The 13935-nt window shown below is 67.1% G+C and carries 9 protein-coding genes; 5 read left to right on the forward strand and 4 right to left on the reverse strand.

Translation table 11 applies throughout. From position 1 onward, the window contains the following. Window positions 1–421 precede the first annotated feature (421 nt). The 4 genes from HW274_RS09095 to HW274_RS09110 all read right to left on the reverse strand — a co-directional run bounded on the left by HW274_RS09095 (window position 422) and on the right by HW274_RS09110 (window position 4286). Window positions 422–979, reverse strand: a complete 558-nt coding sequence (locus tag HW274_RS09095) for a hypothetical protein (RefSeq protein WP_185988639.1) — start codon at window positions 977–979, stop codon at window positions 422–424. A gap of 183 nt (window positions 980–1162) precedes the next feature. Then, the gene (locus HW274_RS09100; protein ID WP_185988640.1) at window positions 1163–1693 is read right to left on the reverse strand and encodes a DUF6301 family protein; all 531 of its coding nucleotides are present in this window, start codon (window positions 1691–1693) and stop codon (window positions 1163–1165) included. Window positions 1694–1788: 95 nt separating this feature from the next. Then, window positions 1789–2175 (reverse strand): hypothetical protein, encoded by a 387-nt coding sequence (locus HW274_RS09105; protein ID WP_185988641.1) that lies wholly within the window; start codon window positions 2173–2175, stop codon window positions 1789–1791. After that, window positions 2172–4286 carry a hypothetical protein gene (locus tag HW274_RS09110; RefSeq protein ID WP_185988642.1) on the reverse strand — a complete coding sequence of 705 codons (2115 nt, stop codon included), beginning with the start codon at window positions 4284–4286 and terminating at the stop codon, window positions 2172–2174. Before HW274_RS09110 ends, HW274_RS09105 begins: the two co-directional genes overlap by 4 nt. Before the next feature lie 377 nt (window positions 4287–4663). Between HW274_RS09110 and trpS the strand changes: the two genes are divergently transcribed. The 5 genes from trpS (at window position 4664) to glgB (ending at window position 13898) form a co-directional block, all read left to right on the forward strand. Further along, window positions 4664–5776, forward strand: a complete 1113-nt coding sequence (gene trpS / locus HW274_RS09115; protein ID WP_185988643.1) for a tryptophan--tRNA ligase — start codon at window positions 4664–4666, stop codon at window positions 5774–5776. Window positions 5777–5907: 131 nt separating this feature from the next. Further along, window positions 5908–8067 carry an alpha-1,4-glucan--maltose-1-phosphate maltosyltransferase gene (locus HW274_RS09120; protein WP_313902155.1) on the forward strand — a complete coding sequence of 720 codons (2160 nt, stop codon included), beginning with the start codon at window positions 5908–5910 and terminating at the stop codon, window positions 8065–8067. Between the two features lie 11 nt (window positions 8068–8078). Continuing rightward, window positions 8079–10001, forward strand: a complete 1923-nt coding sequence (gene treS / locus HW274_RS09125; protein WP_185989604.1) for a maltose alpha-D-glucosyltransferase — start codon at window positions 8079–8081, stop codon at window positions 9999–10001. Continuing rightward, a complete protein-coding gene (locus HW274_RS09130; RefSeq protein WP_185988644.1) occupies window positions 10001–11608 on the forward strand; it encodes a phosphotransferase in 1608 nt (535 codons plus the stop codon). Before treS ends, HW274_RS09130 begins: the two co-directional genes overlap by 1 nt. 79 nt (window positions 11609–11687) lie before the next feature. Beyond that, window positions 11688–13898 carry a 1,4-alpha-glucan branching protein GlgB gene (glgB, locus tag HW274_RS09135; protein WP_185988645.1) on the forward strand — a complete coding sequence of 737 codons (2211 nt, stop codon included), beginning with the start codon at window positions 11688–11690 and terminating at the stop codon, window positions 13896–13898. Window positions 13899–13935: the final 37 nt, after the last annotated feature.

Raw genomic sequence — 13935 nt, forward strand, 5'->3', positions numbered from 1 at the left:
CTCAGGTAATGGCGTGCTGGGCGGGACAACATTTCCGTCGGGTGTGATTATGGTGCCGTCAGGTTTGAAAACCTATGTTCCGTTAGGGTCGGTCACATGCCATGTTTTCTGCGTATGATGGGCGTAGCTCCTAAACCATCCACCACAGTCCTCGCACATATCTTTGGAAATTCCTAGACCTGTGTCTATTGCTCGCAGAGCTTTCTGTCTCTCTGCGTGAGAGCCGTTGTATCGCCCAGGTACTCCCTGGTCTAACCCATGAGGTGTTCTGGGGTACCCCATTTCGTCGGTAACTCGAAGAACTTCGTCGACGTTGGGGGATTGAAACCCGCTTGGTCGCCTACTCTGACTCCATCCGCTGAGAGCATCATCAGAACCGTCAACGGAATCGGAGGATACGGTTTTTGCAGAGTATCGTTTCCTACTTGTGACTTCCTTTCCTCTTTGCACGGCTCGTGCGTGTGCTGCTTACGATTCTGCGACGTGTCGAGCTTCGGTTCTGGCTGTTGCTTGTTCGGTGGCTTGGACTGTTTTTTCCTCCTTGTCTCAGGGCGGTGCGGCTGGCGGCCATGTCCCTGGCGGTGGTGCGGGCGATAGTGTGGGCGCCGGCCCCGAAAACTGAGCCTGGGATGAAGGTCAGAGCGAAGTCGAACAGGTCCCAGGCTAACTGGCCTGCGGTGACGTTGCTAAGGTATGAGGAGGTCGCCGCCGCAGGGTTGTGGATGAAGGAGGCCAGGCCGTGGCCGTGGGCCGCGGCCCAGGTCAGGACTCCTACAGCCCCCATAGCCAGGGCGAAAGTGGAACCAGCTGACATCAGCAGCATCACACCCAGAGCCGTGACCAGGAGCTGGCCCGTCGGCCCCAGGGAGTCCCACCACGCCGCCAGCTCATCAAGCAGGCCGACGAAGAACCCAGAGTCACTGCCGCCGAACAGCAGGGAGGAGCCAATGTCCTGGGCGACCCGCACCAGACGCACCATGGCTACATGGTTAAGGACGTGGTGACGACCCCGATCGCGAGGACCTGCTCGGGTAATGCCCGCCGTCCATCACGAGTACGCTCACTGAGAACCGAAGAGGATTCGAGAAGATGTCGAGATACGGCCCACCTAAGTGGTGACACAGCCTCCGACGACCTCACGCCAGTAAGGCATGGAGGCGTCTTAGAGCTCTCCGCCCTCATCAAAGTAGCGCTGCTCAGCCTCAGTCAGATCCAACATCGCAGGAAACTCGATGGTTACTCCTATCAATCGTCGAGAGCCAGCAATTGCTATCTTCACCCTCGAAGATAATTGCCATCTCGTGGAGATGATTCCGTCATGAGTTTTCGAACTTCCTTCACCGTACTGAATATTTAGTGCATTGACATAAGAGGAGTAGCTCGAATAGATTATCTGCTCTAACTCGGGAGGGGCATCCTGTGAAAGTCGGGTAGTTAGGTTGATATCAAACCTCGAAACCAGGTCACTGTTTTTGACGTCACATCCGATATAACCATCCTCTTCGCCGTTGCTGACTGCGGTAGTGAAGAATCTGCCATTGTCTGGAGCTGGCTTCCAGTTGAACCGGTCTCGGAGGGCAAATGCCTCGTTGATGGTCATGGGCCATCTGTGCTCGGCGATCGCACGGATGATGGCCACTGCCTGCTCGGTGGGGTAGGCCCGGAAGCCTGACGTGGGAGGATGGGTGGTCATGGTTGCCCCTTAGTGTCTAGAGGTTGTCGATGGCTTGCTGGAGAGCCTGGAAGCTTGGGGGGCAGTAGAACGGTTAGTCTCCGACTTCCGTGAGATCAGATGTTCTGGTGTAGGTCGTTCTCGCGTTGAGCTCTCTTGATCCCCATCTCAGCCTCAACCAAGGGCTCACCGCGGGCAGTGGTGTCATAAACCAACATTCGGTCATCGTCAGAGGTGACGATATCTTTGATCCGCTCAGGCGTAATCAACTGAACCCCCTTGGGGTCGCCAGGTCGCGGAAGTGGATCTCGGGTTACAGGATCTCCCAGCCACACATCGATCATGGCGTGAGCAGTTAGGTACTCAAGAATCTCACACGCTCTTTGCAAGGCAGCATATTCATCGAGACTCTCCATAGACTGAACAGTAGTGAGTACTTCCAGCCCACTTGTCTCTCCTTCCATTCCCATAAAAAGCACTTCGGCAACAGTAGAATGATTCATAATGCCGGATTTCCTTTCAGTGGAATCCTATACTTTCGTCCACCCTCAGAAACTCGAAGATATGGTCCAGCGTGAACCGGATCCCACGCATCCGGCCAGCCGGGTTCATACATAATTACTTCCCCTCGAACATGAGGATTCTCAAATTTAATCCCATTGGGTTCTTTCTTGGGTGTACCAACAACCCAATCATCCGGAATGATATCGAGAATGTCATCGGCGGGGCGTCCTCGCATGCTCTGAACGTCGGGGAACGGACCTCCGGGGCGTGGCTTGTTTCGGCTGTGAGCGTGACTTCCGTTTTTCTTTGGTGGGGCGCCTCTGCTTCCTGCAGCAGCTGGCCTGGCTTGGGCTCTGGCTGCTGCTTGTTCGGTGGCTTGGGCTGCTTTCTTGCCTCCTTGTCTCAGGGCGGTGCGGCTGGCGGCCATGTCCCTGGCGGTGGTGCGGGCGATGGTGTGGGCGCCGGCCCCGAGTACTGAGCCTGGGATGAAGGTCAGAGCGAAGTCGAACAGGTCCCAGGCTAGCTGGCCTGCGGTGACGTTGCTGAGGTATGAGGAGGTCGCCGCTGCAGGGTTGTGGATGAAGGAGGCTAGGCCGTGGCCGTGGGCCGCGGCCCAGGTCAGGACTCCGACGGCTCCCATAGCCAGGGCGAAGGTGGAACCGGCTGACATCAGCAGCATCACACCCAGCGCCGTGACCAGGAGCTGGCCTGTCGGCCCCAGGGAGTCCCACCACGTCGCCAGCTCGTCGAGCAGGCCGGCGAAGAACCCAGAGTCACTGCCGCCGAACAGCAGCGACGAGCCAATCGCCTGAGCAACCACCACACCGCACCACAGACACACCAGCCCTATGAGGGCCGAGACCACGATTGTGATGAGAGCGAAGACGCGGCGTGCCGCGGGTTCGAACCCGGGGGTGGTGGCCGCCATGGCGTCACGGCGCGTTTCCATCACCTGAGCAGCGGTCAGACGGCCCTCGATCATGCGCTGGGAGCGGGTCATGCGCCGGTCGGCGTAGCCACGGGCGATAACGACCAAGTCACTGTAGGACAGCACTACCAGGGCCACGGCCGCCTCGATCGGAGCCCGCACAAAAGCCGGTCCCCCGATCGCCGTCACGGAGGGCACCCTGGGCGCCTCGCCAGCAGTGACCCCCAGGGCTCCGGTGCGCAGGCGCCTGCGGGCATCGGCCAGCAGGCACAGGCCGAACAGCACCACCGAGTAGGCGATCGCATTGTTGCCCCGCCCCGAGACCTGCCACACCGCACCCAGCCAGTAGACGACCGGGTCGTCCGAGTCCAGCCAGGACACCGAGGTCAAGGAGGCCACCGAGGCGTTGTAGGCCGCGTGATCCACCACCACCTGCACCAGCGCTACGGCAGGCAGCACCCAGGCCACCACCCGCCCCAGCGGCCTACCGGTGCGCCACAGGACGATCCCCAAGCCGACCGCCATCGCCACCGTCATCGTGGACACGTGATGACCCACCGCCAGCGGGCTCGGCCCCCCGCCGGCCATGAACCGACCTAACAGACCGTCACTGTTCCACAGGCGGAAGGACCCGGCCGTCCAGGCGTTGAGCGAGTAGTCCAGACCCTTATCACCACCCAGCAAAGAAGCCAGCATCCCCTGAGGCGCTAGACGCCTGGCGCCGTCCTCAGCCGCAGTGAAACCCGCCCCGGCCGCGTAACCCAGCAACGCCCAGTCCACCGCCGCCAGGCGCCGCGCCCGCCCCGGTGCCACCAAAGCCACCACCACCAGCGGCACCAGCTTGCCCGGCTCCTCAACAAAGGCCGCCAGAGCAATGCTCGTTCCGTCGTCACTCGTCGACATCCCGCCACTGGCGGCAACCAGCTCCGTAGCCTTGGCCACCACCAGCGCCCACGGCACACTCACCGAGAACATGACACTCACCGCCCGCCACGAGATGGTGCGAGTGCGTGACAGCAGCACCATCACCCCCAGACAGGCCAGCATCCAGAGCGTCGGCACCATCGCAGCAGCCAGGCGCGGCACCACCAGCACAGCCACCACCAGCAACACGATCGTGATGCGCTGACTGATCCGAGACAGCCGTAACAGCCCCCGGGCCAGCCCCTCGTGACGGCTCAACCACCTCTGCCAGGCCCATTGCACCCGCTGCCAGGCCTCCGGTGGAAACTGTAAGGACCCCGCCGGCCGCCCCCACACAAACGGGTTGACAACACCAAAAGCGCCCGGAGCACTACGAAGACCCACCAAAACCTTCTCACATCACCAACGGTGGACAAACACCCACCCGGAGCCACAAGAACGTAATCATCCTGTTATCTGCGGCCCCGCGTCACCACTCTGACGAAGATCAGGGTGGCGCAGACGACAGCTTCGAGTGCTCGCCCCTCTTCACGTTCCTCATCGGATAAGTCACCGAAGCGCAGGACGTTGGAGCCCATCACCCGGGCCGGCGAACTCCGCATCAGCGCTAAGAGCGCACCCCCTAGGATGAGGGCATGACTCAGACCCCCACCGCGGCCGAGGAGGCCCTGGCCAACGCCACCAATGACGCCTCCCTGGCCCGATCCATCGCCCGCTCCGCCGAGATCGAGGCCGATATCGCCGTCAACCCCGGCCGCTACCGGATGTTCACCGGGGTTCGCCCCACCGGGAACATGCACCTGGGCCACTACTTCGGCACCATGCACTCCTGGAAGACGATCCAGGACGCGGGCGTGGAGACCTGGATCCTCGTGGCCGACTACCAGGTCATCACCGACCGCGACGGCGTGGGCCCCATTCGCGAGCGGGTCCTGTCCCTGGTCACCGATGCCCTGGCGGTGGGCGTGGACCCGCAGCGCTCGACGATCTTCGCCCACTCGGCGGTCCCCGCCCAGAACCAGCTGATGCTGCCCTTCCTGTCCCTGGTCACCGAGTCCGAGCTGCACCGCAACCCCACGGTGAAGTCGGAGCTGGAGGCCACCGACGGGCGGGCCATGAGCGGCCTGATGCTCACCTACCCGGTCCACCAGGCCACCGACATCCTCTTCTGCCAGGCCAACCTCGTGCCCGTCGGCAAGGACCAGCTCCCCCACCTGGAGCAGGCCCGGCTCATCGCCCAGCGCTTCGACAAGCGCTACGGGCGGGCGGTCAAGGACCACCCGGTCTTCCGCCGTCCCGAGGCGCTGCTCAGCCAGGCCCCGATGCTGCTGGGCCTGGACGGGGAGAAGATGAGCAAGTCGCGGCACAACACGATCGAGCTGCGCATGAGCGCCGATGAGACCGCCAAGGCCCTCAAGAAGGCCAAGACGGACTCCGCGCGCGTCATCACCTACGACCCGACCAACCGGCCGGAGGTCTCCAACCTGTTGATGCTGGCCTCCCTGTGCGGGGCGGGCGCTCCCGAGGAGATCGCCGAGCGCATCGGTGACGGTGGCGCGGGCACGCTCAAGAAGGTCACCACGGAGGCCGTCAACGAGTTCTTCGCCCCCATTCGGGCCCGTCGCGCCGAGCTGGCGGCCAACGAGGACTACCTCCTGGAGGTCCTGGGGCAGGGCAACGCCCGGGCCAACGAGGTCGCCAATCGGACGCTCGACGACGTCCGCACCGCCATGCAGATGAACTACTGAGGGCCTGCTGGCCGCTGAGCCGGCCCGCCCACCCCCTCGATCGGCCCGGTTCGCGACGCGCGTACCGGGCCGATCCGCGTCCTGCGAGCCGGCATGTGACTCAGGTCGTTTCTCACCGTACTCTTGCTCTTGTGACTCCGAACACGACGCCGAAGGCCGGCAAGAAGCAGTCCACCCGTCCCTCCAAGTCCTCTGCCGCTCCCACCGACGCACCCGCTCAGGGCACCGGGACGCAGACCGCGCCGTCGGGGTCGTCCGAGGCCTGTGCGGCACCGCAGCCGGCCCCGTTCTCGCTGATCGGCCGGATCCCGGTCACCGAGGTCTTCCCCGTCGTCGAGGACGGGCGCTGGCCGGCCAAGGCCGTCGTCGGCGAGGTCATTCCGATCCGCGCCACCGTCTTCCGCGAGGGGCACGACCGTTACGGCGCCACCGCGGTCCTGGTGCGTCCTGACGGCAGCGACGGCCCCAGCGCCCGCATGCACGACATCGCCCCGGGGCTGGACCGCTATGAGGCCTCCGTGGCGCCCGACGCCCCCGGGGACTGGCGCTTCCGCGTCGAGGGCTGGTCGGACCCGTACGCAACCTGGAGCCACGACGCCGGTATCAAGGTGCCCGCCGGCATCGACGTCGAGCTCATGCTGGAGGAGGGCGCCCGTGTCCTGGACCGGGCGGTGGCTGTCGAGGGGCGCGACGAGGAGGGCGTCAAGGCCCTCAACGATGCCGTGTGGATCATGCGCGACCCCTCCAACCCCGTGGCCGACCGCCTGGCTGCGGGCATGTCGGACTCGGTCCAGGCCGCCCTGGAGCGCCTGCCGCTGCGCGACCACGTCTCGCCCTCCGCCGAGTACCCCCTTCAGGTGGACCGCGAGCGCGCCCTGACCGGCTCCTGGTATGAGATCTTCCCGCGCTCGCTGGGCTCGGGGGCCGGTGAGGACGGCACCTGGCACTCGGGGACGCTGCGCAGCGCGACCGAGCGGCTGGACCGCATCGCGGCCATGGGCTTCGACGTCCTCTACCTCACGCCCATCTCCCCCATCGGCCTGACCAACCGCAAGGGCCGCAACAACACCCTGACGGCGCGTCCCGGTGACCCCGGCTCCCCCTACGGCATCGGCTCCCCCGACGGCGGCCACGACGCCATCCACCCCGACCTGGGCACCTTCGAGGACTTCGACGCCCTGGTGGCGCGCTCGCGCGAGCTGGGCATGGAGGTGGCCCTGGACCTGGCGCTCCAGTGCTCCCCGGACCACCCGTGGGTGGCCGAGCACCCCGAGTGGTTCACGGTCCTGGCCGACGGCTCGATCGCCTACGCCGAGAACCCGCCCAAGAAGTACCAGGACATCTACCCGCTCAACTTCGACAACGACCCCGAGGGCATCTACCAGGCGATTCTGGAGGTCGTGCGCACCTGGATCGCGCACGGGGTGACGATCTTCCGGGTGGACAACCCCCACACCAAGCCCCTGCCCTTCTGGCAGCGGCTCATCGCCGAGATCCACGCCGAGTCCCCCGGGGTGCTGTTCCTGGCTGAGGCCTTCACCCGCCCCGCCATGATGCGCACCCTGGGCATGATCGGCTTCCACCAGTCCTACACCTACTTCGCCTGGCGCAACACCAAGGACGAGCTCATCGAGTACATGATGGAGCTCAGCAAGGACACCGCCCACCTGCTGCGCCCGGCCTTCTGGCCCACGACGCACGACATCCTCACCCCCTTCATGACCAACGGGAAGGTGCCGGCCTTCAAGCTGCGCGCCGTCCTGGCGGCCACGCTCAGCCCGACCTGGGGCATCTACTCGGGCTACGAGCTGGCCGAGTCCACACCGCGCCCGGGCTACGAGGAGCAGATCGACAACGAGAAGTACGAGTACAAGCCGCGTGACTTCGCCGCCGCTCGCCGCAACGGCATCGAGGACCTCCTCACACGCCTCAACGCCGCCCGGGCCACTCACCCGGCGCTGCGCCAGCTGCGGGACATCTACTTCCACCCCACCAGCGATGACCAGATCCTCGCCTACTCCAAGCGGGTGGACGCCTTCCACAGCCCCACGGGCAAGGACGACGTCGTCCTGACGGTGGTCAACCTCGACCCGCACGGGGCGAGGGCCGGCGAGGTCTACCTCAATCTGGAGGCCCTGGGCCTGCCGGGCTGGGTGGACGCCTCTCGCCCGGTGGTCAGAGTGACCGACGCGCTCACCGGAGACTCCTACGAGTGGTCGGGGCAGAACTATGTGCGCCTCGACCCCTTCGCCGGGCAGGTCGCCCACGTCTTCTCCGTGGAGCCGCTGTGAGCACCGATCCGATGAGTACTGCCCCGGTGCCCCCCGGCAGCGAGACTCCAACCGCGGCGCCGGGGGGAGCCTTCGGCCCGCCCGCGGCGGGCGTGCCCGTCACGGCGCCCGTGGCGGCCCAGATGTCGGCGATCCCTACCCCCAGCGGCGGGATCCCCATGCCGCTGGCGGTGGCCCCGCCGATCCCCGGGGTGCCGGCCCTACCGGCCCAGGCCCGCCCCGGCCTGAGCCCGGACCCCGAGTGGTTCCGCACGGCGGTCTTCTACGAGGCGCTGCTGCGTTCCTTCGCCGACTCCGACGGCGATGGCATCGGAGACCTGCGCGGGCTCATCTCCCGCCTGGACTACCTGGCGTGGCTGGGTGTGGACTGCGTGTGGATCCCGCCGTTCTACCCCTCACCCATCCGCGACGGCGGCTACGACATCTCCGACTACACGGCCATCGACCCGCGTTACGGGACGATGGAGGACTTCCGCGAGCTGGTCCACCAGGCCCATCAGCGCGGAATCCGCATCATCATCGACATGGTCGTCAACCACACCTCGGACGCCCATCCCTGGTTCCAGGCCTCCCGCTCGGACCCCGAGGGACCTTACGGGGACTTCTACGTGTGGGCCGACGACGACTCCGGCTACGACGACGCCCGCATCATCTTCGTGGACACCGAGGAGTCCAACTGGGCCTACGACGTCGAGCGCGGCCAGTTCTACTGGCACCGCTTCTTCTCCCACCAGCCCGACCTCAACTACCGCAACCCGGCGGTCATCGAGGCGATCCACGACGTCATCCGCTTCTGGGCGCGCACCGGGGTCGACGGCTTCCGCCTCGACGCCATCCCCTACCTGACCGAGTCGGAGGGCACCAACTGCGAGAACCTGGCCGGCACCCACGAGATCATCGCCGGGATCCGTCAGATGCTCGACCGGGAGTTCCCCGGGACCATCACGCTGGCCGAGGCCAACCAGTGGCCCGAGGACGTCGTGGAGTACTTCGGCACCGAGGAGGCGCCCGAGTGCACCATGTGCTTCCACTTCCCGGTCATGCCGCGCATCTTCTACGCACTGCGGCAGGGCTCGGCCGAGGCCATCCGCTGGGTGCTGGAGAAGACCCCCGACATCCCCGCCCACGGGCAGTGGGGGACCTTCCTGCGCAATCACGACGAGCTGACCCTGGAGATGGTCACCGACGCCGAGCGCGACCAGATGTACGCCTGGTACGCCCCCGAGGAGCGCATGCGCGCCAACATCGGGATCCGGCGCCGCCTGGCCCCGCTCCTGGACGCCTCGCGCGCCGAGGTGGAGCTGGCCTACGCCCTGCTCCTGTCGCTGCCGGGCAGTCCCTGCCTCTACTACGGCGACGAGATCGGCATGGGAGAGAACATCTGGCTGGAGGACCGCGACGCCGTGCGCACCCCCATGCAGTGGGACGACTCCCCCAACATGGGCTTCTCCTCAGTGGTCGACCCCGGTGCCCTGACGCTTCCACTCATCCAGGCCCCCGGATACGCGCACCTGACGGTGGCCACCGAGATGGCCCGGCCCGACTCGCTGCTGCAGTTCACCAGGCGGATCCTGCACCTGCGCCGCGCCCATCCCGTCCTGGGACGCGGGAGCTTCCTCCTGCGCCCCACCAGCGATGACGCCGTCCTGGCGCACACGCGCTGCGACGAGGCGCCGGTGGAGGGGGCAGAGACCCTCCTGTGCGTCGCCAACCTCTCGGCCACCCCCCGATCGGTGACGATCGAGGTTCCCGAGCTGGCGGGCAGGGGCACCACGGACCTGTTCGGCGGCTGCGCCTTCCCGCCCGTTGACGAGCGCGGCCGCCTCACCCTGACGCTGGGAGCGCGCGGATACTACTGGCTGTCTGTTAACCGGACCGAACCCGACGACGCCCCTCAGGGCGACCACGAGAACCACCCGACCGAGGAAGTCTGATGCCCAACGAGCCGATCTCCGCCGCACCGCAGCCCGCCACCGTGCCGGCACAGTCCCTGCGCAGCGCCCAGGCCCCGTCGACCTGGCCCACCAATGCCGAGATCCTGGCTGCGCTGGGACCGTGGATGCTCCAGCGGCGCTGGTTCCCTCTCAAGGGGGACGCCGCCCCGCCCTTGGGCTCCCTGCGCGTGATCGCCTCCTGGGAGCCGGAGGAGGGGGTGCGAGACCTCGTCATCGCCGCCCTGCGGGGCAACCAGGCCGAGACCGGTCACCGCGACGGGATGGTGCTGCTGCACGTGCCGGTGGTCCTGGAGTCCGCCGAGGCGCTCGACTCCTTCGCCACCCCCGGTGAGGCACCCGGCAACCACGGCCTGCTGGTGACCACCGACTCTCAGGGGTCGCCCACGCAGGTGGCGCTCGTCGACGGCGCCCACCACCCGGCCTTCTGGCGGGCCTGGGCCCTGAGCGCACTGGATGCGGGCACCGTCCTGGGCGAGGCCGGAGCCCTGGCCATCGCCCAGCGGGCGCCGAGGCTGCGGGTGACCACCGGGGAGCAGTCCAACACCTCCGTCATCCTGCCGGCCCCCTCCGACCCCGCCGAGGCTCTTGGGGAGCAGGACGCCGCCACCGGTGACCTCATCGTCAAGCTCCTGCGGGTCCTGGAGCACGGGCGCAATCCCGACGTGGAGCTGTCGGTGGCCCTGGCCCGCAGCGGCTGGGACCGGGTGCGCACTCCGGTGGCCTGGTCCACCATGACCTGGACGCGCATGGGCGGCTGCGGCCAGCCTGCCCTGGAGGAGTCCACCGACTCGGCCGTGGCCTGCAGCTTCGTCCCCCGCGCCGATGACGGCTTCGAGCTGTTCTGCTCACTGGCCTCCACCGACGACGTCGACGGACCGGTGCGGGCCCGGGCCGTGGAGCTGGCCCGGGATCTGGGACGTACGACCGCGCAGATGCACCACCACCTGGCCGCCTCCCTGGGCACGAGCCGACCGCCAACGCCGACCGAGCTCGCTGCCTCCCTGCGCAAGCGCGCCCGGTGGGCGCTGGAGGAGGTGCCCGAGCTCTCCGGGCACATCCGGGCCCTGGAGCTCAAGGTGGAGCAGGCCATGGAGCGGCTTGAGGCGCTCCAGGCCCTGGAGCCGGCCACCCGCATCCACGGCGACTACCACCTGGGGCAGGTGCTTCACGAGATCGGCGGCCAGCAGCGCTGGTACGTCCTGGACTTCGAGGGCGAGCCCCTGCGCCCCCTGGCCCAGCGCTCCGACCCCGACCTGCCGGCCCGGGACGTGGCCGGCATGCTGCGCTCCTTCGACTACGCCGCCGCCGTGGGCAAGGCCCCCCACCCCGACTGGCTCCCCGCCGTGCGCTCCGCCTTCGAGGAGGGGTACCGCCTGGGACGCCAGGAGACCGGCTCGCTCGCCCCGTCGCCGGCGGCATCCGGGGACCAGGAGCAGGCCGAGGCCTCGTACCAGACGGTCCTGACCTGCCTGGAGCTGGACAAGGCCCTCTACGAGGCCGTCTACGAGGCCCGTAACCGTCCCGACTGGTTGGGCATCCCCATGGCGGGGATCGAGTCGGTCCTGTCCAAGCAGGCGGAGGGCTGAGCACGCGACGATCCCCCATCCCCATCGGTCCGACGTCCAAAAGCACCCGTTAATCACCAACGCATGGAAGAGTTGCTGTATGAGCGCCAACACACCTGAGAAGGACCTCGCCCCTGTCCCTGTGGACCCCTGGATTCTGGCTGACGTCGCCTACGCGCGCTACCACGACCCGCACGAGGTCCTGGGCGCCCACGTCGGCGAGAACGGAGTCACCATCCGCACCGTCCGGCACCTGGCCGACGACGTCGTCGTCGTCACCAAGGACGGCACCCACCCGGCCACTCATGAGCAGGACGGCGTGTGGGTGGCGGTCCTGCCCGGCCAGGAGATCCCCGACTATCGCATCAAGGTCACCTACGGCGACGAGACCACCACCGTCGACGACCCCTACCGCTACATGCCGACCCTGGGTGAGATGGACACCTACCTCATCTCCGAGGGCCGCCACGAGGAGCTGTGGGACGTCCTGGGCGCCCACGTCAAGCGCTACGACGGCCCCATGGGTGAGGTCGAGGGAACCGCCTTCGCCGTGTGGGCCCCCAACGCTCGCGCCGTGCGCGTCGTCGGCGACTTCAACTACTGGGACGGCACCGCCACCGCCATGCGCTCCCTGGGCTCCTCCGGGGTGTGGGAGCTGTTCGTTCCCGGCGTCGGGGTCGGTGCGCGCTACAAGTTCGAGCTCTGCTTCGCCGACGGATCCTGGCACCAGAAGGCCGACCCGATGGCCCGTGCCACCGAGGTCCCCCCGGCCACGGCCTCGGTGGTCACCGACCAGTTCCACCAGTGGGAGGACCAGGAGTGGATGGCCAAGCGCGCCACCACCGACCCCCACAGCGGGCCGATGAGCATCTACGAGGTCCACGTCGGCTCATGGCGCCAGGGGCTGGGCTTCCGCGGCCTGGCCGACGAACTGGTCCCCTACGTCAAGGAGGCCGGCTTCACCCACGTGGAGTTCCTGCCGGTGGCCGAGCACCCCTTCGGCGGCTCCTGGGGCTACCAGGTCACCAGCTACTACGCGCCCACCTCGCGCTTCGGCACCCCGGACGACTTCCGCTACCTGGTGGACCAGCTCCACCAGGCCGGCATCGGCGTCATCCTGGACTGGGTGCCGGCCCACTTCCCCAAGGACGAGTGGGCACTGGCCCGCTTCGACGGCACCCCGCTGTACGAGGACCCCGACCCGCAGCGCGGTGAGCATCCCGACTGGGGCACCTACGTGTTCAACTTCGGACGCAACGAGGTGCGCAACTTCCTGGTCGCCAACGCCCTGTACTGGCTCCAGGAGTTCCACGCCGATGGTCTGCGCGTCGACGCCGTGGCCTCCATGCTCTACCTGGACTACTCGCGCCAGGACGGCCAGTGGCACCCCAACCAGTTCGGCGGCCGCGAGAACCTGGAGGCCATCAGCTTCCTGCAGGAGGCCACCGCCACCGCCTACCGCAAGAACCCCGGCATCATTATGGCTGCCGAGGAGTCCACGGCGTGGCCGGGCGTCACCGCTCCCACCGAGTACGGCGGCCTGGGCTTCGGACTGAAGTGGAACATGGGGTGGATGAACGACACCCTGCGCTACCTGGCGGAGGACCCCGTCAACCGCCGCTACCACCACGGAGAGCTGACCTTCTCCCTCGTCTACGCCTTCTCCGAGCAGTTCATCCTGCCGCTGAGCCACGATGAGGTCGTCCACGGCAAGGGCTCCCTGCTGTCCAAGATGCCCGGCGACCCCTGGCAGGAGCTGGCGGGCCTGCGTGCCCTGTACGCCTACCAGTGGTCCCACCCCGGCAAGCAGCTGCTGTTCATGGGCCAGGAGTTCGGTCAGGGGACCGAGTGGAACGCCGATACCTCCCTGGACTGGTGGATTCTGGACGACCCCGGCCACCAGGGGCTGCTCGCCCTGGTCAGTGACCTCAACCGCCTCTACCTGAGCTCGCCGGCCCTGTGGTCGGAGGACTTCTCCCACCGAGGATTCGAGTGGATCGAGGCCGGCGACGGCGACCACAACGTCCTGTCCTACCTGCGTAAGGGGACCGATGCCGACGGGCGGGCCGACCTGATGGTCTGCATCATCAACTTCGCCGGCACCCCGCATGAGGGCTACCGGGTGGGCCTGCCCTTCGCCGGGGACTGGGAGGAGGTCCTCAACACCGACTCCGAGGACTACGGCGGCTCCGGCGTGGGCAACCTGGGCCGGGTCGAGGCCGAGGACCTGCCCTGGAACGGGCGCCCGGCCTCGGTGCGCCTGCGGGTCCCCCCGATGGGAGCGGTCTTCCTGCGTCCGGCTCAGGACTGACCCGGGCTGACGCCACGTGCCGCGGTGGGGTGAGGGG

The sequence above is a fragment of the Actinomyces sp. oral taxon 169 genome (genome assembly GCF_013394715.1).
Classification (GTDB): Bacteria; Actinomycetota; Actinomycetes; order Actinomycetales; family Actinomycetaceae; genus Actinomyces.

Bases quoted from the DNA above. Each gene is read 5' to 3' on its own strand.
- trpS (WP_185988643.1), top strand. From the start codon at position 4,664: ATGACTCAGACCCCCACCGCGGCCGAGGAGGCCCTGGCCAACGCCACC.
- HW274_RS09130 (WP_185988644.1), top strand. From the start codon at position 10,001: ATGCCCAACGAGCCGATCTCCGCCGCACCGCAGCCCGCCACCGTGCCG.
- HW274_RS09105 (WP_185988641.1), bottom strand. From the start codon at position 2,175: ATGAATCATTCTACTGTTGCCGAAGTGCTTTTTATGGGAATGGAAGGA.
- HW274_RS09095 (WP_185988639.1), bottom strand. From the start codon at position 979: ATGGTGCGTCTGGTGCGGGTCGCCCAGGACATTGGCTCCTCCCTGCTG.
- HW274_RS09100 (WP_185988640.1), bottom strand. From the start codon at position 1,693: ATGACCACCCATCCTCCCACGTCAGGCTTCCGGGCCTACCCCACCGAG.
- treS (WP_185989604.1), top strand. From the start codon at position 8,079: ATGAGTACTGCCCCGGTGCCCCCCGGCAGCGAGACTCCAACCGCGGCG.
- glgB (WP_185988645.1), top strand. From the start codon at position 11,688: ATGAGCGCCAACACACCTGAGAAGGACCTCGCCCCTGTCCCTGTGGAC.